Here is a 21,795-nt window from a genome sequence, read left to right as displayed (position 1 = left end):
TCGGCCGCATCGATATACGGCGCGACAGCACGGGCGCGCTCGGCGGCCGCGCCCGGCTGCGGCCACCCTGGTCAGGCGTCCGGCTCGATCCCGATCGCTTCGGCGCTGCCCTTGCCGGGCCGCAGGATTTTCGGGATATCACTGGTCAGATCGACCACGGTGGTCGGCTCGACCCCGGTCGCCCCGGAATCCACGACCATATCGATGCGCCGGTCGAAAAACTCCCGGACATCGTTGGCTTCGGACAAGGGGCGATCATCGTCGGCCACTGCGGTCACCGTCATGAACGGCTCCCCCAGGGCATCGACGATCGCCCGGGCGACCGGATGGCCCGGCACCCGGATACCGATGGTCTTGCGCTTGGGGTGGGCCAGCCAGTTCGGCACCTGCTTGGAGGCTCGCAACACGAAAGTATAGGCGCCCGGCGTGGCTGACTTGAGCAGCCGAAAACTGGGGTTTTCGACCTTGGCGTACTGGGCGATCTCGGACAGATCGCGACAGACCAGGGTGAAGAAATGCTCACGATCGAGACCGCGGATCTGACGGATCCGCTCCATCGCGGCCTTGTCACCCATCGCACAGGCCAGGCCATAAGACGAATCCGTGGGGTAAGCAATCACCTGTCCGGCCCGCAGCGCTTTTGCAGCTTTTTCGATGCGCCGAGGCTGCGGGGTCTCGGCGTGCACATGGACGAGTTCGCTCATAGGGTTGAGTTTAATCGTTTTATCCGCGTGCGCCACACTGGGTGCATACGGCACACTAGGCCTTTATTCGAACGACCGGACACAGACGCCGGAAGGACAGTTGCCATGGACTATTTTGCTATCGTGAGTTTCGATGTCGCCGACAGCACCGACGGCCGCGCGAAGGCTGGTGAAGAACACCGCCAGCGGCTGCATGACCTACAGGCCGAAGGCCGCCTGCTGACCGCCGGCCCGCTGCCGAGCACCGATGCCTATGGCCAGATCGCCGAGGGCTATCAGGGCAGCATCATCATCGCTGCCTTCGAAAATCTCGATGCTGCACGCCAATGGGCCAATATGGACCCTTACAATGCCGCCGGCGTGTACATGGAAAGCTCTGTGTACCCCTATAAGCAGGTCTTTTAAGGCCTGCCTAACCGATCTGCAAACACAAGGACTGCGCCTGCTATGAGCGATCGCATCCAGCGTATTCGCGCCGCCCTCGCCGAGGGGCTCGACACCGACGACATCGCGATCCGCGACGACAGCCATCTGCACCGCGGCCACGCCGGTGCAGCCACGGGTCTCGGTCATTTCCATGTAACCATCCGGTCGCCCAAATTCTCCGGGGTCAGCCCGATCCAGCGCCACCGGCTGGTCTATGAAGCCCTGGGCGATCTGATGCAGACCGATATCCATGCGGTCCAGATCCGCGCTATGGCACCGGAGGAATAGCACCGGCTCGTGGGCGGGCTTGCTGTCGGCCGATGCATACGGTCGGCGGCGGCCGCCCGGCCGCTGATTTCGATGGCGTAGCCACTACGGTCGGCGCCAACTGCAGCGGGGGCTCGGCCGGGCTCGAAGCGGCGTTTTCAGGCCAGCGGCCAGCGCAAAATGTTAGCCGTTTAGAAACTCGTCCAATATCTCGCGATCGAGGCTCGTGATACGCAGCGTCCGGCTTTCAACTTCGGCACCGGCACCATCGGCCTTGCGCCGCAATACCACCATCGGCTGGTAGGCATCGAATTCGGCTTCGTGGAATGCCACGCGCGGATCATGCTCGACCGCGCCAGGGGCATAGATGCCGCAGCTGGCTACGGCCAGGTCGCTATCGCCGGCGATCCGATATTCACGGTTGCCGATACGTTCGCCAGCCTGCTGGAAAGCCGGACCGACCCATTCCTCGATCGCCGCCCAGGCCGCCTCGGCCATCTGTTCACGACGTTCGGCCAGGCGCTGTCTCATGCCCAGTCGGGATTGCACTTCGTCGGTTGTGACCTCAAGCCAGCTTCGCGCCACCTTGCTCATCCTGTCGTGGAACCGGCCGGCTAGATTACGGCGTCGCCGGCCGAGCGGCAAGCCCGGGCGCAACGCCGGCGGGCCTGTCTCGCCGTGGCCGGCTCAATCGGCGACTGCGGCCCTGTGCTGTTCCAGCAGCGCCAACAGACCAGCCTCGTCGAGTACCGTCACCCCGAGCTTCTCGGCCTTGTCGCGCTTGCTACCGGCGCGCTCGCCAGCCACCACATAGTCGGTCTTTTTCGACACACTGGACGTCACGCGCGCACCGAGCGCCTCCAAACGCTCGCCAGCCTCTTCGCGGGTCAGCGATTCGAGGCTTCCCGTGAGCACGACGGTCTGGCCAGACAGCGGCTGCGGCGTGGTCTCGGTATCTACGGTGGGCCAGTGCACACCGGCCGCGATCAGCTCTTCGATGACCTCGACATTGCGCGGCTCGGTAAAGAAATCGGCGATACACTGCGCGACTCGCGCCCCGACGCCGGGCACGGCCTGCAGCCCTTCGGCAGCCATCGCTCGATCACGCGCTGCCTTGTTGTCCGGGTGTTGTTCCCAGACATCGGCCAGGCGCTGGTGGTAGGCCTTGGCTTCGTGCTGCAGCGCTTCCAGCGAGCCAAAATGACGCGCCAGATCCCGGGCCATGGTCTGGCCGACCTCGCGGATACCGAGCGCGAAGATGAAGCGCTCCAGAGTCGTATCCTTGGCGGCCTCGATTGAGCCCAACAGATTGGCCACCGATTTCTCGCCATAGCCTTCGCGCTCGAGCAGCGCGTCGCGATGCGCTTTCAAGGCAAAGATATCGGCCGGCGAATGCAGCAGGCCTTCGGCGACGAAGGCCTCGATCTGCCGATCGCCCAGGCCTTCGATATCCAGCGCCGTACGCGAAGCAAAATGCTTGAGCGCTTCGCGGCGCTGGGCGGCACAGACCAGCCCGCCGGTACAGCGCGCGATGGCCTCGCCTTCGATACGCTCGACCGCCGAACCGCAGACCGGACAGGCCTCGGGCAGTTCGATGGCTTGGGTGTTCTGGCCGCGCTCGGCGACTTCCTTAACCTCGGGGATGACGTCGCCGGCGCGCCGTACGACCACCCGATCGCCGATCCGGATATCCTTGCGCGCGACCTCGTCCATATTGTGCAGCGATGCGTTGGACACCGTCACACCGCCCACGAACACCGGTTCCAATTTGGCGACCGGGGTCAACGCACCAGTGCGGCCGACCTGGAATTCCACGCTGTTGAGCGTGGTCGTGGTTTCTTCGGCCGGGAATTTGCGGGCGATCGCCCAGCGCGGCGCCCGGGCCACGAACCCTAGCTCGTCGCGACTCGGGCCATCGTCGACCTTGAACACACAGCCGTCGATCTCGATATCGAGCTCGGCCCGGCGTTCGGCCATGGCCTGGTAGTAATCGGTACAGCCCGCCAGGCCGGTGACCCGGTCGATATACGGGCTGATGATAAAACCCCAGTCGGCGAGTTGCTGGAGTTGCCCATAGAGGCTGTCAGTCAGAGAAGCGCCATCCACGCGTCCGATGCCATAGCCCATGAACACCAGCGGCCGGGTCGCGGTGATTCGAGAGTCGAGCTGGCGCAGGCTGCCGGCGGCGGCATTGCGTGGATTCACGAACGCTTTCTGGCCGTCGGCCTCCAAGCGTTCATTGAGCTCTTCGAAACGCGAGCGCGGCAGCACGACTTCGCCACGAATTTCGACGAAATCCGGCGGATTTTCGGCCGTCAGACGCAGCGGCAGATTGCGGATGGTGCGCGCATTGGCGGTGATATCCTCGCCGGTCACGCCGTCACCGCGGGTTGTCGCCCGGACCAAAACCCCGGCTTCATAGCGCAGATTCAGTGCCGTGCCATCGAACTTCGGCTCGGCACAGTAGGCTAGTTCATCTACGCCCACGCCCTCGCGCGCCCGGCGGTCGAACTCGGCCAATTCCTCGTCGTCGAAGCAGTTCGCCAGCGACAGCATAGGCGTTGCATGATCGACCGACGGAAAATCATCGACCGGCGGCGCGCCGACGCGCTGGGTCGGCGAATCGGCCGTGGCCAACGCCGGATAATCGGACTCGAGTTGTTCGAGTTCGCGAAACAGACGATCGTATTCGGCATCCGAGACCGTAGGCTCGGCTTCGATATAGTAGGCCCGGCTGTGCTCTGCGAGCACACGCGCCAGCTCGGCCGCGCGCTCACGCGCGGCCTGCGGGGTCGACTGTGCGGCCATCAGCGTCGTTGTGCGAGCTGGGCCCGCCGGTCGATATCGGCGATCTGGTCGAGCATGTACTGCGCCGTCTGGGCTTTTAGCAGCGCCCGGTTGTCATCGAGCACATTGCCGCCGAGCGCGGTGGCTAGCAGGTTCGCGGTTTCCATCATGTCGCGCATCGCCGGCCGGCCTTCCAAGGCGCCGGGCACCAGCAGGAACAGCGCCAGACCGGGTGTAGAAAGCCGTGCCTGTTCGGCCGGATCGAGGGTGCCGGGATTGAGCATATTGGCCACGCAGAACACCGACTCGGTCACGCCGTGAACCTCGGTGATGCGATGGAACATATCGTTGAGGCCGAATTTGAGATCGGCCTTAGCCAATGCATCGTGCACGGCCGGGCCGTCGAAGGTCTGGCCTTCAGGCGCCGCGACATACAGCACGAAGATCTGAGAATCCTCGGTCGGGTGCGGCGCGACCATATGCACACGTTCAGGCTCGGCCGGCGGAGGCTCGCCTACGGCAGCGGCCGGCTCGACAGGCTCGGCCGGCGCCGGCTCGGCCGCGATGGGCTCGTCCGCCTCGTTATCGAGCCCGCGCGGCGCCTCGATCTCGCTGGAGCGCACTTCGGTGTTCTGGGGATCGGCGGCCGGCCTGCGCCGTACGGCGGTCGGCTGACGCGGCGCACGGGTCCGATCCGCCTCGGAGGCTGGCGTCTCGTCGCCTTCGCGTGCCCGTGCAGCCTGTTCGGCCGCGGCCTTACGGTCGGCCGGTGTTTCCCGGCTGATCGTACGCACGCCGACCACGTAGGAGTCGTTACTGGTCGACGATGGCTCATCGCCGGGCTCCTCGGGCTCTTCCATGCCCTGCCAGGGATCGCCGCCGCCCTGGCGCCGCATATACCAATAGACCCCGGCCACGACCAGAATCACGAGAATCAGAAGAAGCCATTGCACGATAGACATAGGCAACGAAGTGGGTTGGATGGAGGCCCTGGACAGTCGCGTCAGCCGGCCAGATCAAGCGCCTGATCGATATCGACGCTGACCAGCCGGGACACCCCGGGTTCGGCCATGGTCACACCATGAAGCTGTTCGGCCAATTCCATGGTGAGCTTATTATGCGTGATGACGATGAACTGTACCTGGGCCGACATTTTGCGCACCAGCTCACAGAATCGCGAGACGTTGGCATCGTCTAGCGGTGCATCGATTTCGTCGAGCATACAGAATGGCGCCGGATTGAGCTCGAACAGCGCGAACAGCAGCGCCACTGCGGTCAAGGCCTTCTCGCCGCCGGACAACATCTGAATCGAGGCATTGCGCTTGCCCGGCGGCCGTGCCATGACCCGTACGCCGGTGGTCAGCCAGTCTTCGTCGGTCAACTCTAGCGCGGCTTCGCCACCGCCGAATAGCTGCGGAAACATCTCGGAGAAACGCTGGTTGATCTGGTCGTAGGTGGCCTTGAACCGCTGCCGGGTCTCCCGGTCGATGCGCGCGATCGCATCTTCCAGGGTCGCCAGCGCTTCGGACAGGTCGGTGCGCTGTTCGCCGAGATATTTCTCGCGCTCGGCAACCTCGTCGTATTCCTCGATGGCTGCGAGATTGATCGCGCCGAGTTTCGAGATCCGACGCTCGACCGCCTCGATCTTGTCGTTCCAGGCGTCGACCGTGGCCTCTGGCGCCAGGTTTTCGGCAATAGACGCCGGGGCCTCGCCGAGTTCTTCAAGCTGTTCGACCACCCCATGGCGCCGCACACCGGCCGTCTCCACGTCGACTTTGGCCTGCTGGAGCGTCTCGCGAGTGGTCTCGACCTGTTGCTCTGCGTTCATCGCAGCTTGGCCAGCCTGCTTGTGTTCGGACTCCCGTGCTTTGAGCGCCTCTCGCGCCGCACGCAGTTCGCGCTCGGCCGCGGCCTGGGTCTCGCGCGCAGCGTCGAGATCTGCGGCGCTGTAGTCGCTGACTGCAGAATCGTCGGTACTTTGGGCATCGAAACGTTCGAGCTGGGCCGAGACATCGTCGATAGCGCTCTGGGTATCGGCCAGCCGCGACGCCAAATTCTCGCGCCGACTGGCGATCTGGGCGAGCGTGTTGTCGAGCTCGCCGGTGCGCCGCTCGGCGGTCGCGGCCTCACTGCGGGCCCGATCACGCTGTTGGCGCGCCGTGGCCAGCCGATCCCGTGCCTGCTGGCGCGTACTGGCGAATTCCTCGGCCTCGATCTCGAGCTCGGCCACTCGGGTCGCAGCGGCTTCGGCGTGCTCTTTGGCCTGCTGGTGCTGTTCGGCCAGATCGGCCCGTTCGGCCGCAATTTCGGCATCGCGTTGCCGGGTCTGCTCGGCGCGCAAACGTTGGCCCTCGAGTTCGGCCCGTGCGGTCTCCAGCGCCCGCTGCTCGCTGGCAATCGATTCATCGAGCGCGGTCTGGCGCTGGCGCAGAGTCTCCAGTTGCTGGCGTTGATCGCCCAGGGCGCGTTCGCCGGCCTCGACCTCGCCACCAAGACGATCAATATCCTCCTGCAGGGCTGCAATACGCTGTTCGCGCTCGAATACACCCTGCTCGGCGGCCTCGCCCGCCGGCGTGATCAAGCTGGCCGGCCCGATCCGGCAGCCGTCGCGGGTCACGATCAATTGATGCGGCGCAAGCGCGTCTCGGGCCGCCAACGCAGCATCGAGGGTGTCAGCCACGAACACATGCGCTGCTGCGGCACGTAAAGCGGCCGGGCCGTCGAGGCCACTGAGCAGCGTTTCGAGCCCGGCCGGCGCCACAGGCTGCGGGAAGTCGACCCCAGCTTCGGCATCCACCAGCGCGACTGGATCGGCCGGCCAGTCGCCCATCTCGGCGCCGGCCGCCGGGGTCAAGTCGTCGACCACGAACCCGCGCAGCAGGCCCCCCAGGGCCGACTCGGCGGCAGCCCGCATGTCGCTTTGCACCCGCACCCGGCGCGCCACGCCTTCGGCCTGACCATAGCCATGCGCGGCCAGCCAGTCGTTGATCGTGGCATCGTCTTCACGCAGTACCGCGCGCTGCATTTTACGCTCGGAGGCCAGCTCGGCCTGTAGTTCGGCCAGACGCGTGCGCTGCTCGGTGGCCTGTTTTTCGGCCTCGGCAATGGCATCGCGTAGCGTCTCGGCCTGCTGTCGAGCCTGCTCGGCCTGGGCCCGGCCGTCGTTTAGATTTCGCTGGCGCTGCGCCTGATCCTGCTCGGCGCGAGCCATCGCGGCATCGTCGATCGCCGGTAAGTTGTCTCGCTCGGCTTTGCGGGCAGCGTCGCGCTCGGCGAGTTGATCGCGTTGCTGGGCGGCATAGCGGGCCTGGGTACGCTCAGCCTCGAGCTGCTGGACCGGGTTGTGCTCCCGGTTGCTGAGCGCGTCCCACTCGGCTTCGGCCTGGGCGGCCTCGGCTTCGGCTGTTTCCAGGCGCTTGCGTGCCTCGGCGAGTTCGATCTCGGCCTGTTCGCGCTCGGCGCGTCGCGCGGCCTCAGCCTCTTGTTGGCCTTGGTCGGCGTCGCGATCCTCGTTGCGTCGCTGTCCGAGTTTGTCGAGACGATCCACCAACGCCTGGCGCTCGCGCTGACGCATCTGCTCGACCTCGCGGGCATGATTCAGCGCCTGTTCGATGCGCCCGACCTGGGCTTGGGCATCGTAGAACGCGGCCTGCCGATTCTGTACTTCGGTCATGGCCGTCTGTTGCGCCTGGCCCGCCTGGTCGCGGGCCTCGTCGGCCTGACGCCGCAGGCCGATGGCCTCGCGCAGGCGCTCTTCGGCGGCCCGCAGCGCGGCTTCGGCGGTTTCGACTTCGGCACTACGGGCCTGCCAGCGCAGGGTCAGCAATTCGGCCCGCAGCTGGCGCTCCTCGGCCTTGTAGGTCTTGTATTTTTCGGCGTTGGCCGCTTGGCGCTTAAGCGTCGTCAGCCGCTGGCCGACTTCCGAAATTAGATCGTCCAGACGCTCAAGGTTGTCACGGGTATGCCGGATGCGGTTTTCGGTCTCACGCCGGCGTTCCTTGTACTTGGAGATGCCGGCGGCTTCTTCGAGCACCTGACGCATATCCTCGGGCTTGGCCTCGATCAGTCGATTGACCGCGCCCTGCTCGATCACCGCATAGTTGCTGCGCCCGCCAAGGCCAGTGCCAAGAAACAGATCGACCACATCGCGCCGACGCGCCCGGGTATTGTTGATGAAGTACTTCGAGCCTGACTCGCGGGTCAGCTCGCGGCGCACCGAGATCTCGCCGAAGGCCGCGTACTGGCCGCCGAGCTTGCCCTCGCTGTTATCAAACTTGAGCTCGACCGAGGCCCGGCCAACCGGCTTGCGGGCGTTCGAACCGTTGAAGATCACGTCTTCGAGCGCCTCGCCGCGCAACTGGCGCGCGCTCGATTCGCCGGTCACCCAGCGCACGGCGTCGATTACGTTCGACTTGCCGCAGCCGTTGGGTCCGACCACGCTGGTCAGATTCGACGCCAGAGACAAGGTCGTCGGGTCCACGAACGACTTGAAACCAGCCAGTTTGATATGGGTCAGCCGCATGCGGGGTCAGCCGACCTCCAACGGCGCGGACGCAGTCTTTTCGCGCACTTTCAGCCTCGGGCACATCTACGCATGAAAAGCCGCCTAGTGTACCCTAGCGCGCCAATGCTTTGACACGCCGGCTTTCGCCGCATTCATCCGCCATGCCCAGCTCCCCGAGTCGTTCACTCGAAACCTTCGATAACCCCACGCCCGAGCGCGATTACACGATCCGGATGCGGATCCCTGAGTTCACTTGTCTGTGCCCGATGACCGGCCAGCCGGACTTCGCGACGCTGCATCTGGAATATGTGCCGGAAGCCCAATGCGTCGAGCTGAAGGCGCTCAAGCTGTATATCTGGTCGTATCGCGACGAAGGCGCCTTCCACGAAGCCGTGACCAACAAGATCCTGTCGGATCTGGTGGCTGCGACCGCGCCACGATTCATGCGCGTGACCGCTGAATTCTGGGTCCGCGGCGGTATCGATACGACCGTGATCGCCGAGCACCGGGCCGATGGCTGGCAGCCGCCAACGCGGGTCGATCTGCCCTAGCGCTCCCAAAGCCGCCTCTGCAGGCCGAACGGTATGCCGAAAGCCCGGACCAATGTCCGGGCTTTTTCGTGGCTGCCGTGTTTTATCGCATCGGGGCGATATCGCTGCCCTGTACCCGGACACGGGTGCCGGCACTGATTCCGTCGGCCGAATCCAGCGTCACGCTGCGCGTGCCGCCGGTATCCATGGCCACGCTGACCTGATACACCGTCACCTTGCGCACATGTTTTTCAGCCGCGTTGCCGGCATAGGCACCGCCGAGCGCGCCAGCGATCTCGGCGATCGTCTTGCCAGCGCCGTGCCCGATCTGACTGCCGACGACGCCGCCGGCCACGCCACCGGCGACTGCGCCTACTCCACTGCCGTGCTGTGCATTGCGTTGTACCGGCGTGATGGCACTCACCGTGCCGCAGTCGCTGCATATCGGCTGATCGTTATTCTTGGCCTGCTTGCGTGCGGCGTTGCGTGCCTGTTCAGTCTTTTGCTCCGAAGCCTGACGGGCCTGGGTCTGTTTTTCATCGGCACTGGCCTGTTTCTTCTGTGCTTGGCTGACCTTGTCCTGCGCGGCCTGCGGGTCTTGCTGGGCCTTGGCTTCGGCGGCCTGTTGCTTGGCTTCGGCCAGCTGTTGCTGTGCCTGCTCTAGATTGTCATTGGCCTGCTTGAGCTGCTCCTGGGCGGCTTGGGCCTGACCCTCGGCCTGCTCTTGGTCGTCTTTCGAACAGGCGGCCAGCCCAAGAACGGGGATCAACAGCGCCATGGCGGCAGCGCGCACTATCGGTCGTGAACTCATAACGGGAACTCGCAGGTTGGATGTGGGCCGTACGAAGTCTTGCGATGGCTTTCGTTTCAGTACCCGATTGGGCGAATCGAGCCGATAGGCTGGGCACCTTCGGACGCCCTGCCGGCGCTGGCGGGCAACGGCAGCGCAGTACGTACAATCTCTTGACGCGGCGCAAGACAGCGCTTGGCGCGAACACAACGAAACATCAACAGACCTTAACGTTACAGGGACTACAATAGGGCTAAGAATCTAGCGACCGTTTGTCGAACGATAGATGAACCCCGTATCCGAACTCGTGCTCGGCCCGTCCTACCTGGCACGCGGCTTCGGCATGCTCGGCGCGCCTGGCCTGAGGCGCTATGTGATCATGCCGATCATTATCAATATCGTACTGATCGTGGCTCTCATGAGCCTGTTTGGCTGGCAACTCAACGACTGGCTCACGGCTTGGCTTTCCGGTCTGCCCGACTGGTTGCAGTGGCTCGAGAACGTGCTCTGGTGGCTGGCCATGATCATCGGTGCGCTGGCTTTTTGCTACTTCTTCACCCTGCTCGCGAACCTGATCGCAAGCCCATTCAACGGCATGCTGTCGGCGCGGGTCGAGACGCTGATGACCGGCCGCGAACCCAACAGCGGCATGAATCTGGCCGGCGAAATGATCGACGGGGTGACCGGCGAAATGCGCCGGCTACGCTATTACGCCTCTCGGGCCATTCTGCTGGGCCTGGTGAGCTTGGTGCTGTTATTCATCCCAGTGGCCAATCTCGCGATTGCGCCGCTCTGGTTCGTGTTTGGCGCTTTCATGCTGGCCTTCGAATATCTCGACCAGCCCATGGCCAATCGCGGCATGCACTTCGATGAGAAAATGCGCTGTCTGCATGCCCGCAGCTGGCGACACCTCGGCTTCGGCGGCATCGTGACCGTGGCGACCGCGGTGCCACTGGCCAATCTCCTGGTCATGCCGGCGGCAGTCATCGGGGCCACGCTGCTGTATCTGGAAACAGACTATCCGCCGGCGCCGGAGCCATCTCTGCCGGCCCGGCGATGACATCCTGTATTTGTCGGCTTCGTCTTCGATGTTGCGCGGAATGTGGTCGCTGGAGTGCGCCAGTGACCGAGCACATCAGCAGTTGATTGCACAACGGCACTATTTTTGCTAAAGCTACGCGCTGTTTGTCGATCCGAGAATATCATGGCGACCAGCGAAAACCCCTCAAAACTCGACGCGCCGCAGGAGTTTACGCCGTACACCCCGTCCGAGGACGAGGAGTACATGAACGAGGCGCAGCGCGAGCATTTCCGAAACATTCTCATGCAGTGGAAGCGTGAGCTGATGGAGGAAGTGGACCGCACCATGCATCACATGAAGGATGAGGCGGCGAACTTTCCGGATCCGACCGACCGGGCCAGCCAGGAATCGGAATTCAGCCTGGAGCTGCGCACCCGGGACCGCGAACGCAAGTTGATCCGCAAGATCGACCAAGGCATCGCACGAGTCGATCGCGACGAATACGGTTTCTGTGAAACCTGCGGTACCGAAATCGGCATTCGCAGGCTTGAGGCCCGTCCAACGGCCACCCTCTGTGTGGACTGCAAGAGCCTCGACGAAATCCGCGAGCGTCAACTCGGCCGCTAGCCCTAGAGCAAAACAGAGACGACTTGCCGCTGCACTCGTTTCGACCTGAGCGTCGCCCGGCGACGCCCAGGTCGTGGCGTGCCTGCTTGCGCAGGTTGGACACTCCGTTTCCAGCGACCGGGCAATACCGCAACCGAACTGCCGATGGCTTCTACACAGCGGATCATCAAGAAATATCCCAACCGTCGGCTGTACGACACAGAAGTCAGCCGCTACATCACGCTCGACCATGTGCGCCAGCTCGTGATCGCGAACGAAGATTTCACGATTGTCGACAAGCGCAGCGGGCGCGACATCACACGCAGCATTCTCCTGCAGGTGATCAGCGAACAGGAAGAAGGCGGCGACCCGATCTTCCGAACCGAAATCTTGCGCCACATCATTCGCTTCTATGGCGACTCGATGCAGGGCGCCATGAGCTCGTACCTGGAATTATCGCTGGAGCTGTTCAACGAACAGCAAGCACAGTTTCGCGAGCGCCTGCGCCGCCTGCTCGGCGCGAACAATCCATTGGCTGCACTGCGCGAATTATCGCAGCACCAACTACCGATCTGGCGCAGCGTACGCCGGGAATTTCTGGCGAATCTGGACCGCCGTGACACACGGCCGCCCGAGGACGATGCGGAGTCTGATATCAGTTCGGACACAACAGGCGCTGGACAGTCGAACACGCCCCAAACCGGGGACGCCTCGAACCAGGATTGAACCGTCAGCGGCTCGGCAAGAAAATTCCAGAATATTCTTGATTTATACGAAAGTCGTACTATACTAATTTGCAGATCGCCGAGGCGGTCGAGGAATCTCCTCCGAAAGGCCTAACGGCCTTTCTCGCACTTAGCCCCCTTCTCCAAGGGGGCTTTTTTTATGGTCACGATCCCATACCCGGTGACCGCTCTTGTGCTTGCCTACCGGATCCCACTGCCTGATGCCCGGCATTGCGTGCTGCCACGCGCATTCTGGACTAGAGCGAGTCGAGATGCGCTATACGCGCGCGCTCCACATGACGGCAAACATTCGGGCGAGATCGCGTGATCGGACAACATTAGCCAATGACAGCCCCCGATAGCCGTTGTGTCGTGACTCTGTGGCCGGTTTGTCTTGTCGGCTTGGGCCCACCTCATGCCCGATAAACCGAGGGCGCCCTGCGGTGCTTCGAGCCTGGCCCCAAGTCGCTTTTTGCAAGCCGGGCCAATGCAGCACAGGGACGACAGCAACCGCCTCAGGCCCAAAAAAAAAGCGCCTCCGGAGAGGCGCTTTTCGCGAGTCGCGTTGATAGCCGGCGTTCGACTACTCGGCGCTTTCCTCGCTTTCTTGCTCGGCCAATTCCTTCATCGAAAGCCGAATTCGGCCTTGGCGATCGACCTCGAGCACCTTGACCTTGACCATCTGGCCTTCGGAGAGTTCATCGGAGACGTTTTCGACGCGATGCGGCGCGATTTGCGAAATATGTACCAGTCCGTCGCGGCCCGGCACCAGATTCACGAACGCACCGAAGTCAACGATCCGTACCACCTTGCCCTCGTAGACCTGGCCGGCCTCGATATCGCGGGTGATGTCTTCGATCCGCTTGATCGCCATATCGGCTGCGGTCTTATCGACTGCCGCCACGTGGATCGTACCGTCGTCTTCGATATCGATGGACGCACCGGTTTCTTCGGTGATCGAGCGGATGGTCGCGCCGCCCTTGCCGATGACGTCACGAATCTTCTCGGAATCGATCTTGATGTTGAAGATGCGCGGCGCCCACTCGGAGACTTCCTTGCGCGGCGCGTCGATGGCTTCCGACATCACGCCCAGGATGTGCATACGGCCTTCCTTGGCCTGCTCCAGGGCGACTTCCATGATCTCGCGCGTGATCCCGCCGATCTTGATGTCCATCTGCAGCGCCGTGACGCCGTTCGACGACCCAGCGACCTTGAAGTCCATGTCGCCGAGGTGATCCTCGTCGCCCAGGATGTCGGTAAGCACGGCGAACTTGTCGCCGTCCTTGATCAGGCCCATGGCCACGCCGGCCACCGGCGCCTTGATCGGCACACCGGCATCCATCAACGCCAGACTGGTGCCGCAGACCGAGGCCATCGAGGACGAGCCATTCGACTCGGTCACTTCCGAGACCACACGCATGACGTAGGGGAACTCGTTTTCGAGGTCCGGCAGAACGCCCATGATGCCGCGCTTGGCCAGCTTGCCATGGCCGATCTCTCGACGCTTGGGGCTGCCCATGAAACCAGTCTCGCCAACGCAGTACGGCGGGAAGTTGTAGTGCAGCATGAACGGATCTTCATACTTGCCTTCGACCGCATCGATCATCTGCGCATCGCGGCCGGTGCCGAGCGTAGCCACGGCCAGGGCCTGGGTCTCGCCACGAGTGAACAGCGCCGAGCCGTGGGTGCGCGGCAGTACGCCGGTCCGGATACTCAAATCGCGTACGGTGCGGGTATCGCGACCGTCGATACGCGGCTGGCCTTCGAGGATGCGCGAACGCACCGTTTTCTTCTCGAGATCGCCCAGTGCAGCCTTGACGTCGGCCTCAGCGTGGCCACCTTCGCCTTCGGCAGCGGCCAGTTCCGCCACGACCTTATCCTTGATCTCGCCGAGCCGCGTCTGACGCTCCTGCTTGTCGGCGATCTGGTAGGCCGCGGTGACGTCGTCGCTGGCGACCCGCGCGACGGCATCGGCCAGCGATTCGTCTTTTTCGGGGGCCTGCCAGTCCCAAGCCGGACGGGCCGCTTCGGCAGCCAGGGCGTCGATCGCCTTAATGGCCGCCTGGAGCTGCTCATGGCCAAACAGTACGGCGCCGAGCATAATTTCCTCGGACAGCTGCTTGGCCTCGGACTCGACCATCAACACCGCATCCGAGGTGCCGGCCACGACCAGATTTAACTCGCTGTCCTTGAGCAGCGTCGCGCTCGGGTTGAGGACGTACTCGCCGTTGGCATAGCCCACGCGCGCGCCGCCGATCGGGCCTTCGAACGGCATACCGGACAACGCCAGTGCGGCGGAAGCACCGATCATGGCCGGGATATCGGCATCGATTTCCGGATCGACCGACATCACCGTCGCGATGATCTGGACTTCGTTATAGAACCCGTTCGGAAACAGCGGGCGAATCGGCCGGTCGATCAGACGACAGGTCAGTGTTTCTTTTTCCCCCGGGCGCCCTTCTCGCTTAAAAAACCCGCCGGGGATTTTACCGCCGGCATAGGTCCGTTCTTGGTAATTGACGGTCAGCGGAAAGAAATTGGCGTCGGGCTTGGCTTCTTTTTTACCCACGGCGGTAACCAGGACCGCCGTATCGCCCATGCTGACCATCACGGCGCCATCGGCTTGGCGTGCGATTTCACCGGTTTCCAGCGTGACGTTGTGTTCGCCGTACTGGAAGCTCTGCCGGCTGGTGACTTCTACTTTACTCACGTATTTTTCCTGACTTCCTGCTTTCGAAACAAAAAAGCGCCCGTCTCGGCTACCCGAGGGGCGCTTTCACGATCAATCGTGAGCCGTGCGCTTAGCGACGCAGGCCAAGATCCTGAATGATCGTTTTATAACGGTTGGCATCATGCCGTTTCACGTAGTCGAGCAGCTTGCGACGACGGTTGACCATCTTCAGCAAGCCGCGACGGGAATGGTGATCTCCCTTATGGAAATCGAAATGCTCGCCGAGCTGGCTAATACGGGTAGTCAACAGTGCAATCTGCACTTCCGGCGAACCGGTATCACCGGAGCCGCGCCCGTATTTTTCGATGACCTCGGCTTTTTCTTGCGTCGACAGAGCCATAATCACTCCTGAAATTGTGTGCTGGCGGGCCGGCGCAATCGGGGTGTGCTGCAGGCTGGCTGTTTCCAAAATATGAAGCCGAGTCGACGTTCAGCTGGGTTATTTGGAAAAGCCCGTGCGGTTAGCCCATTGCTACAAGGGCCGCCGGATAGTTTGGAGCGCGTATTCTAGCGGCGAATTCGGCCCGGTACAACCGCGATTACGGTGTTTTTATCGCCGCTTAACGCTGCGGGCGAGCGAAAAGCCGTTTCGCGCGAAGCGCCCCGGCTGGATCGTAATACCCCAGCCCCAGCACGCACCCGTCGGGGGATTCGAGCCGCAGCAATTGATCGGTTTTTTCCCAGTTGCCGAACACGCTCTGCCCGTGGCCAATCGCTGTAGCCTGTGAGGCATCCAGCCGTGCGGCCGGCCAATCACCGATGAGCATCGAAACCGGCCGCAGCCATTGATTCTCGACAGCCTGAGGATTGTCGCTCGTGGCTTGTTCGAGAGCTTCGAGCGTCACCATAGGCTCTGCGATACCCAGTTCGCCGACCCGGGTGCGCCGCAGATAGGCCACATGCGCACAGCCGCCCCAGGCACGAGCGATATCTTCGACCAACGTTCGAACATAGGTGCCGCTGCTGACCGCAACATCGAGCGTCAGCGTTGTATCCTGCGTTTCGACTCGATCGATCGAATAGACCGTGATTGGTCGTGGCTCGCGCTCGACCGTGCGCCCTTCGCGGGCGTATTCATACAGCGGTTTGCCATCAAGCTTCAACGCCGAATACATCGGCGGAATCTGTTTTTGCGGGCCTACAAACGAGCCCAGGATCGTGTCCAGGTGCTCGCCAGCCGGGATGAGCTGCTCGCTACGGCGCGACACCTCGCCTTCGACGTCGCCGGTCGTGGTTTCCCAGCCAAGGCGCGCAGTCACGCGATACGCCTTGTCCGCAGCCAATAGATAGGAAGACAGCTTGGTGGCTTCCCCCAGACAAACGGGCAACAGCCCGCTGGCCAGTGGATCCAAGCTTCCTGTATGACCGGCCTTACGTGCATTGAACGCCCGCCGAACCCGCTGCAGCGCATGATTCGACGACAAACCCAACGGCTTATCCAGCAGAACGACGCCGTCGATATCGGCGCCGCGCTTACGCCGGCCCACGATCCTCGTTCGACTCGTCGAGATCCGGATCGGCATGTTCACGATCCTGCTCGATTGCGTCGTCGATCAACCGGTCGAGACGCTGGGCGTCGCGTTCGGTCGTATCCTGGATGAACCGCAGGTCGGGCAGAGCCCGAAGACGCAGCCGCTTAGAAAGCTGCTTCTTAAGGTAGCCGCCCGCGGCTTTTAAGCCCTGGACGGCCTGTGCTGCCTTGTCGTCTCCAGCGGTCACGTCAAACGTGCCGACATACACCTTGGCATGCTTGAGATCTGGAGATACGTCGACGTCCGTGATGGTCACGAACTCAACGCGCGGATCCTTAACCTGCGTGGCGATGAGGACCCCAAGCTCGCGCTTGAGCTCCTCTGCCACCCGTTCCCGACGGGAGAACTCTCTTGCCATCGACGATCAGGCCGTTTCGGCGTCCGAGACCGTGCGCTGGACCTCGGTGCGCTCGTACACCTCGATCTGATCGCCGGGCTTGACGTCGTTGTAGTTCTTCACGCCGATGCCGCACTCGGTGCCAGCCGGCACGCGATCCACATCGTCCTTGTGGCGACGTAGGGATTCGAGTTCGCCTTCGTAGACCACGACGTTGTCGCGGAGCACGCGAATTGGCTGGCCTCGAACCACTGCGCCGTCGGCGACGACACAGCCGGCGATCGCACCCAGCTTGGACGAACGGAACACGTCCCGCACCTCAGCCAGACCGATGATCTCTTCGCGCAGCTCAGTGCCGAGTAGACCACTAACTGCATCGGTCACGTCCTGCAGCGCTTCGTAGATCACGCTGTAATAGCGCACATCCACGCCCGAGTCCGCAATCGTCTTGCGCGCTTTGTTATCGGCACGCACGTTGAAACCGATTATGATCGCCTGCGAGGCAATCGCCAGCTCCACATCCGATTCGCTGATGCCGCCAACCCCGCTCGAGATGATACGGATCTTGACCTCTTCGCTCGGAATCTTGCGCAGCGACTCGACCAGCGCTTCGACGCTGCCCTGCACGTCGCCCTTGATCAGCAGGTTGAGATCCTTGGTCTCGGCCGCCCCATGTTCGCCGATCGCGGTGAAGACTTCTTCCAGACGCGCAGCCTGCTGTTGTGCCAGCTTGGACTCGCGCTGATGCTCTTCACGCTGTTCGGCGATTTCACGGGCCTTGCGCTCGTTGGCCACGACGAAGGCATCGTCACCAGCCTCGGGCGTACCCGACAGACCCAGCACCTCGACCGGAATCGACGGGCCGGCTTCTTTAACCTGCTCGCCGCGCTCGTTGAACATCGCACGAACACGGCCGAAATGCGGGCCGGCAAGAATGCTGTCACCGCGCTTGAGCGTGCCAGCCTTGACCAGAATCGTGGCCACCGGACCACGCCCTTTCTCGAGGCTCGACTCGATCACGACGCCACGCGCCGGGACATCGATCGGCGCAGAGAACTCGCTGACCTCGGCCTGTAGCAGCACCGCGTCCAGCAGTTCGTCGATGCCTTCGCCCGTCTTGGACGATACCGGCACGACCTGGACGTCACCGCCCCAGTCTTCCGGAATAATGTCTTCGGCCGAAAGCCCGGACTTGACCTTGTCCATGTCCGCGCCGCTTACGTCCATCTTGGTCACGGCGACCACGATCGGCACACCGGCAGCGCGCGCATGCTGGATCGACTCGCGCGTTTGCGGCATCACCCCGTCGTCCGCGGCCACGATCAGAATCGCGATATCCGTGATTTCGGCGCCTCGGGCACGCATGCGGGTGAACGCTGCGTGACCGGGCGTATCGATGAAGGTCACAGCACCCTTGTCGTGGGTGACGTGATAGGCACCGATATGCTGGGTAATACCACCCGCCTCGCCTGCCTGCACTTTAGCGCGACGAATGTAGTCGAGCAGCGAGGTCTTGCCGTGGTCGACATGGCCCATGATGGTGACCACCGGCGCACGCGGCACACCTTCGACCTGTTCTTCCTCGGCCCGCACTTCCTCGGCCAGCACTTCTTCGGCCGATTCCGCCTTGACCGGCAGCGCGTTATGGCCCATCTCCTCGACGATGATCTGGGCGGTATCCTGATCGACCATCTGGTTGATGGTGGCCATGACGCCAAGCCGCATCATGCGCTTGAGCACTTCGCTGCCCTTGACCGCCATGCGCTGGGCCAGATCGGCCACAGTAATGGTCTCGGGAATCTCGACGTCGCGCACCACTGGTGCAGTCGGCCGCTCGAAGGTGTGCTCGGTGGCCACATTGACGTTTTTCTGACGCCGACCGCCACCGCGCTTTTTCTTGTCCTTGCGACGACCCTGCTTGCCTTCGGCGACATGCAGTTCCTTGCGCGATTTGTCGGCCTTGGCAGCGCCAGCAGGAGCGGCGTCGGTCTTAGCCCGACGCTCGCGCTCTTTCTCACGCGCAATGTCTTCTTCGGTTCGACCGTGGCTTTCGGCTGCACGCCGCAGGTTCTCCTGGGCCCGCGACCGCGCCGAGTCGACACGCACGCCATGCTTGGCGCGCTCGCGCTCCATGGCTTCCCGCCGGGCTTTGTCCTCGGCTTCCTTTTGCGCGGCGATATCGGCCTGACGCTTGGCCTCGGCTTCAGCACGCTGACGCTCTTCTTCTTCGCGCTGCGCCCGTTCTTCCTCGGCCTTGCGTTCTTCCTCGGCCTGTCGCTCGCGCTCGGCTGCCTCGGCTTCGGCCCGTTCAAGCTCGGCCTGCTCGGCTTGCTGCTGCTGCACTTCGGCATCGGCCTCGGTGTCCTGCGCGTCCTCGCCCTGCTGCTGGCGATTGGCGTAGTTCCGGCGCTTGCGCACCTCAACACTGACCGTGCGGCCACTTGACCCACCACGCCCGGTGTTGACCTTAAGCTCAGAGGTCGAGCGTCGACGCGAAGCAACCCCGGAACGCTTGGTTCCAAGCCTGTTCCCAGTACGGCTCGTCTCCGCCGAACGCAAGTGACGCAACAGCTTGAGTTTGTCGTCGTCGCTGATCTGATCTTCGGCCGACGAGGCGGATACACCCGCCTCGGCCAAGCGCGAGACGAGTCGCTCCACCGGAATACCAACCTCCGATGCCAGCTGTTTGACTGTCGTTTGCGCCATATTCTGCTTACTCCGTGGTGCTCGCGCGTTGAATGCGCAAGCCATCCGTTTGCCTTCTACGCCCTATTATTCTGCGCTGGCCTGCTCATCAGCAAACCAGTGCGCACGGGCGGCCATGATCAGTTCGCCGGCCGCGGCTTGATCGATGTCGATGATTTCCATCAACTCGTCAGCGCCCAGCTCGGCCAGATCGTCACGCGATGACACGCCTGCTTCGGCCAACTTGCCGGCCATTGTTTCGTCGACGCCGTCGACTTCCAGCAGATCCTGCTCGTAGCCGGCCTCGTCGCCTTCCGCGCTCGATATCGCCTTCGAAAGCAGATAGTCGCGAGCGCGGCTGCGCAGCTCTTCGACGATATCTTGATCGAACTCTTCAATTTCCAGCAGCTCGGGCTCCGGCACATAGGCGATCTCCTCAGTCGAGGTAAAGCCTTCCTGTACCAGAATGGCAGCGACTTCGTCGTCGACATCGAGCTGATCGCGGAACATTGTCTGCAACTGCTCGCCTTCCGCCTCGCTCTTGGCATCAGCATCTTCGAGGGTCATCACATTGAGTTGCCAACCGGTCAACTCCGATGCCAGGCGAATATTCTGGCCGCCTCGACCGATGGCCTTGGCCAACGAATCCTCAGCAACCGCGAGATCCATACTACCGGAATCTTCGTCGAGAACGATCGATTCCACGTCCGCCGGCGCCATCGCATTGATCACGAACTGCGCCGGATTCTCATTCCACATGATGATGTCGATGCGCTCACCGGCCAGCTCGTTCGACACGCTCTGGACTCGCGAGCCACGCATGCCGACGCAGGCGCCGACCGGATCGATACGACGATCTTTGGCCTGGACCGCTATCTTAGCGCGCAAGCCAGGATCGCGCGAGGCACCTCGCAGTTCGATCAAGCCCTGACCGACCTCGGGCACTTCGAGCTTGAACAATTCAATGAGAAATTCCGGCTTGCTGCGCGAAACGAACAACTGAGGACCGCGCTGCTCCGGACGCACATCGTACAGAAAGCCGCGCACGCGATCGCCCGGGCGCATCGGTTCGCGCGGAATCATCTGGTCGCGCGGAATAATCGCCTCGGCGTTACCGCCCAGATCGAGAATCACCGAACCGCGTTCCATGCGCTTGACCAAACCGGTGATCAGCTCACCGACACGATCCTGATAGGCGTCTACGATTTGCGCCCGTTCAGCCTCGCGCACTTTCTGAACAATGACCTGCTTGGCAGCCTGGGCGGCGATACGACCAAACTCTACCGACTCCATCTGCTCTTCGATGTAGTCGCCGACTTCGACGTCGGGATGGGTTTCGCGCGCCCGCTCCAGCGAGATCTCGCGATCGGGGGCCTCAATAAAAACCGGCTCGCCATCTTCGCCTTCGGCGCCAGGGTCGATTACGCACCAGCGACGAAAAGTCTCGTAGTCGCCAGTCTTACGATCCACATCGACCCGAACGGCGATCTCACCACCATGCTTCTTGCGTGTCGCCGACGCCAATGCCGCCTCGATGGCTTCAAAGATGATCTCGCGATCGACGCCTTTTTCGTTCGAAACCGCTTCGGCGACCAAAAGGACATTTTTATTCATAACACCACCTGAGTGTTGTTCATACGCCGCTCTGCTTCAGCGGACTGCTGCAGACCAGACCCGTCGCCTTACTGTTCGTCTTCGAATACCGGCTCCAGCCTCGCTTTCGCCATATCGCCGACTGGCAGATCATATGTGGCGTCATCGCAGGCGAACTCAACCACCTGTCCTTTGACGGCCTTGATCAAACCCTTGAACTTACGCTGCCCGGCCACGGGCGCGAACATATTCACTCGGGCACGCTGTCCTATAAAACGCTCGAAATGTTCGGCAGTGGCCAACGGTCGGTCGAGCCCCGGCGACGACACTTCGAGCTGATAAGCCGCGCTTCCATCGTCGGCCACATCCAGTGCGGCGCTGACTTCATGGCTGACTTTTTCGCAGTCCTCGATGCCGATACCTTCAGGCGAGTCGATGTACAGGCGTAACACCGCGTTGTTGCCACTACCGACCGATTCGATATGCCATAGCTCGTAACCGAGATCGGTGACCACTGGCTCGAGTATTTTGTTCAGGCGGTGAGGCATAGTATTGCT

Annotated in this window: 19 protein-coding genes; 6 read left to right on the top strand and 13 right to left on the bottom strand. The window is 62.7% G+C overall.

What is annotated here, in order from left to right:
- Positions 1-71 precede the first annotated feature (71 nt).
- Positions 72-704 (bottom strand): L-threonylcarbamoyladenylate synthase, encoded by a 633-nt coding sequence (locus V5738_RS07595; RefSeq protein WP_423823820.1) that lies wholly within the window; start codon positions 702-704, stop codon positions 72-74.
- A 105-nt stretch (positions 705-809) separates the two neighbouring features.
- Between V5738_RS07595 and V5738_RS07590 the strand changes: the two genes are divergently transcribed.
- On the top strand, positions 810-1,109 hold the full coding sequence (locus V5738_RS07590; protein WP_423823819.1) for a YciI family protein: 300 nt from the start codon (positions 810-812) through the stop codon (positions 1,107-1,109).
- Between the two features lie 42 nt (positions 1,110-1,151).
- Positions 1,152-1,418: a BolA family protein gene (locus tag V5738_RS07585; protein ID WP_423823818.1), complete on the top strand. Its 267-nt coding sequence runs from the start codon at positions 1,152-1,154 to the stop codon at positions 1,416-1,418.
- 162 nt (positions 1,419-1,580) lie between these two features.
- Here the strand turns inward: V5738_RS07585 and V5738_RS07580 are convergent, their stop codons facing one another.
- From V5738_RS07580 to smc, 4 genes are all read right to left on the bottom strand, one after another.
- Positions 1,581-1,982 (bottom strand): hypothetical protein, encoded by a 402-nt coding sequence (locus V5738_RS07580; protein ID WP_423823817.1) that lies wholly within the window; start codon positions 1,980-1,982, stop codon positions 1,581-1,583.
- 102 nt (positions 1,983-2,084) lie between these two features.
- Complete coding sequence (gene ligA, locus V5738_RS07575; RefSeq protein WP_423823816.1) at positions 2,085-4,205, bottom strand: NAD-dependent DNA ligase LigA; 2,121 nt, start codon at positions 4,203-4,205, stop codon at positions 2,085-2,087.
- On the bottom strand, positions 4,205-5,146 hold the full coding sequence (zipA, locus tag V5738_RS07570) for a cell division protein ZipA (RefSeq protein WP_423823815.1): 942 nt from the start codon (positions 5,144-5,146) through the stop codon (positions 4,205-4,207). The genes ligA and zipA overlap by 1 nt, the downstream gene beginning before the upstream one ends.
- A gap of 41 nt (positions 5,147-5,187) precedes the next feature.
- Positions 5,188-8,706, bottom strand: a complete 3,519-nt coding sequence (smc, locus tag V5738_RS07565) for a chromosome segregation protein SMC (protein ID WP_423823814.1) — start codon at positions 8,704-8,706, stop codon at positions 5,188-5,190.
- A gap of 143 nt (positions 8,707-8,849) precedes the next feature.
- On the opposite strand from smc, the gene queF reads away from it, so the two are divergent.
- Positions 8,850-9,239, top strand: coding sequence for a preQ(1) synthase (gene queF, locus V5738_RS07560; protein ID WP_423823813.1), 390 nt, complete (start codon positions 8,850-8,852; stop codon positions 9,237-9,239).
- Positions 9,240-9,321: 82 nt separating this feature from the next.
- On the opposite strand, the gene V5738_RS07555 is transcribed toward queF, so the two are convergent.
- The gene (locus tag V5738_RS07555; RefSeq protein WP_423823812.1) at positions 9,322-10,029 is read right to left on the bottom strand and encodes a glycine zipper 2TM domain-containing protein; all 708 of its coding nucleotides are present in this window, start codon (positions 10,027-10,029) and stop codon (positions 9,322-9,324) included.
- Positions 10,030-10,294: 265 nt separating this feature from the next.
- On the opposite strand from V5738_RS07555, the gene cysZ reads away from it, so the two are divergent.
- The 3 genes from cysZ (at position 10,295) to phaR (ending at position 12,361) form a co-directional block, all read left to right on the top strand.
- Positions 10,295-11,068, top strand: a complete 774-nt coding sequence (cysZ, locus tag V5738_RS07550) for a sulfate transporter CysZ (protein ID WP_423823811.1) — start codon at positions 10,295-10,297, stop codon at positions 11,066-11,068.
- 144 nt (positions 11,069-11,212) lie between these two features.
- Complete coding sequence (dksA, locus tag V5738_RS07545; RefSeq protein ID WP_423823810.1) at positions 11,213-11,656, top strand: RNA polymerase-binding protein DksA; 444 nt, start codon at positions 11,213-11,215, stop codon at positions 11,654-11,656.
- 144 nt (positions 11,657-11,800) lie between these two features.
- Positions 11,801-12,361 carry a polyhydroxyalkanoate synthesis repressor PhaR gene (gene phaR, locus V5738_RS07540; protein WP_423823809.1) on the top strand — a complete coding sequence of 187 codons (561 nt, stop codon included), beginning with the start codon at positions 11,801-11,803 and terminating at the stop codon, positions 12,359-12,361.
- A 582-nt stretch (positions 12,362-12,943) separates the two neighbouring features.
- On the opposite strand, the gene pnp is transcribed toward phaR, so the two are convergent.
- From pnp to rimP, 7 genes are all read right to left on the bottom strand, one after another.
- The gene (gene pnp, locus V5738_RS07535; RefSeq protein ID WP_423823808.1) at positions 12,944-15,070 is read right to left on the bottom strand and encodes a polyribonucleotide nucleotidyltransferase; all 2,127 of its coding nucleotides are present in this window, start codon (positions 15,068-15,070) and stop codon (positions 12,944-12,946) included.
- Between the two features lie 91 nt (positions 15,071-15,161).
- Entirely contained in the window at positions 15,162-15,431 is a 270-nt protein-coding gene (gene rpsO / locus V5738_RS07530) for a 30S ribosomal protein S15 (RefSeq protein WP_423824146.1), read from the bottom strand.
- Positions 15,432-15,651: 220 nt separating this feature from the next.
- Positions 15,652-16,578 carry a tRNA pseudouridine(55) synthase TruB gene (truB, locus tag V5738_RS07525; RefSeq protein WP_423823807.1) on the bottom strand — a complete coding sequence of 309 codons (927 nt, stop codon included), beginning with the start codon at positions 16,576-16,578 and terminating at the stop codon, positions 15,652-15,654.
- Positions 16,565-16,981 carry a 30S ribosome-binding factor RbfA gene (rbfA, locus tag V5738_RS07520; RefSeq protein ID WP_423823806.1) on the bottom strand — a complete coding sequence of 139 codons (417 nt, stop codon included), beginning with the start codon at positions 16,979-16,981 and terminating at the stop codon, positions 16,565-16,567. The genes truB and rbfA overlap by 14 nt, the downstream gene beginning before the upstream one ends.
- Positions 16,982-16,987: 6 nt before the next feature.
- Positions 16,988-19,666 carry a translation initiation factor IF-2 gene (gene infB, locus V5738_RS07515; protein WP_423823805.1) on the bottom strand — a complete coding sequence of 893 codons (2,679 nt, stop codon included), beginning with the start codon at positions 19,664-19,666 and terminating at the stop codon, positions 16,988-16,990.
- 66 nt (positions 19,667-19,732) lie between these two features.
- Positions 19,733-21,259, bottom strand: coding sequence for a transcription termination factor NusA (nusA, locus tag V5738_RS07510; protein ID WP_423823804.1), 1,527 nt, complete (start codon positions 21,257-21,259; stop codon positions 19,733-19,735).
- Between the two features lie 68 nt (positions 21,260-21,327).
- The gene (gene rimP, locus V5738_RS07505; RefSeq protein ID WP_423823803.1) at positions 21,328-21,786 is read right to left on the bottom strand and encodes a ribosome maturation factor RimP; all 459 of its coding nucleotides are present in this window, start codon (positions 21,784-21,786) and stop codon (positions 21,328-21,330) included.
- Positions 21,787-21,795: the final 9 nt, after the last annotated feature.

Origin of the sequence: Salinisphaera sp. SPP-AMP-43, assembly GCF_049568105.1 — a bacterium.
Lineage (GTDB): Bacteria > Pseudomonadota > Gammaproteobacteria > Nevskiales > Salinisphaeraceae > Salinisphaera.
Note: the sequence above shows the minus strand (reverse complement) of the source record. Positions and strands in the feature narration are given on the sequence as shown.

Bases quoted from the DNA above. Each gene is read 5' to 3' on its own strand.
- cysZ (WP_423823811.1), top strand. From the start codon at position 10,295: ATGAACCCCGTATCCGAACTCGTGCTCGGCCCGTCCTACCTGGCACGC.
- queF (WP_423823813.1), top strand. From the start codon at position 8,850: ATGCCCAGCTCCCCGAGTCGTTCACTCGAAACCTTCGATAACCCCACG.
- nusA (WP_423823804.1), bottom strand. From the start codon at position 21,259: ATGAATAAAAATGTCCTTTTGGTCGCCGAAGCGGTTTCGAACGAAAAA.
- V5738_RS07585 (WP_423823818.1), top strand. From the start codon at position 1,152: ATGAGCGATCGCATCCAGCGTATTCGCGCCGCCCTCGCCGAGGGGCTC.
- zipA (WP_423823815.1), bottom strand. From the start codon at position 5,146: ATGTCTATCGTGCAATGGCTTCTTCTGATTCTCGTGATTCTGGTCGTG.
- rimP (WP_423823803.1), bottom strand. From the start codon at position 21,786: ATGCCTCACCGCCTGAACAAAATACTCGAGCCAGTGGTCACCGATCTC.
- rbfA (WP_423823806.1), bottom strand. From the start codon at position 16,981: ATGGCAAGAGAGTTCTCCCGTCGGGAACGGGTGGCAGAGGAGCTCAAG.
- smc (WP_423823814.1), bottom strand. From the start codon at position 8,706: ATGCGGCTGACCCATATCAAACTGGCTGGTTTCAAGTCGTTCGTGGAC.
- dksA (WP_423823810.1), top strand. From the start codon at position 11,213: ATGGCGACCAGCGAAAACCCCTCAAAACTCGACGCGCCGCAGGAGTTT.
- infB (WP_423823805.1), bottom strand. From the start codon at position 19,666: ATGGCGCAAACGACAGTCAAACAGCTGGCATCGGAGGTTGGTATTCCG.
- rpsO (WP_423824146.1), bottom strand. From the start codon at position 15,431: ATGGCTCTGTCGACGCAAGAAAAAGCCGAGGTCATCGAAAAATACGGG.
- V5738_RS07590 (WP_423823819.1), top strand. From the start codon at position 810: ATGGACTATTTTGCTATCGTGAGTTTCGATGTCGCCGACAGCACCGAC.
- ligA (WP_423823816.1), bottom strand. From the start codon at position 4,205: ATGGCCGCACAGTCGACCCCGCAGGCCGCGCGTGAGCGCGCGGCCGAG.
- V5738_RS07555 (WP_423823812.1), bottom strand. From the start codon at position 10,029: ATGAGTTCACGACCGATAGTGCGCGCTGCCGCCATGGCGCTGTTGATC.
- V5738_RS07595 (WP_423823820.1), bottom strand. From the start codon at position 704: ATGAGCGAACTCGTCCATGTGCACGCCGAGACCCCGCAGCCTCGGCGC.
- phaR (WP_423823809.1), top strand. From the start codon at position 11,801: ATGGCTTCTACACAGCGGATCATCAAGAAATATCCCAACCGTCGGCTG.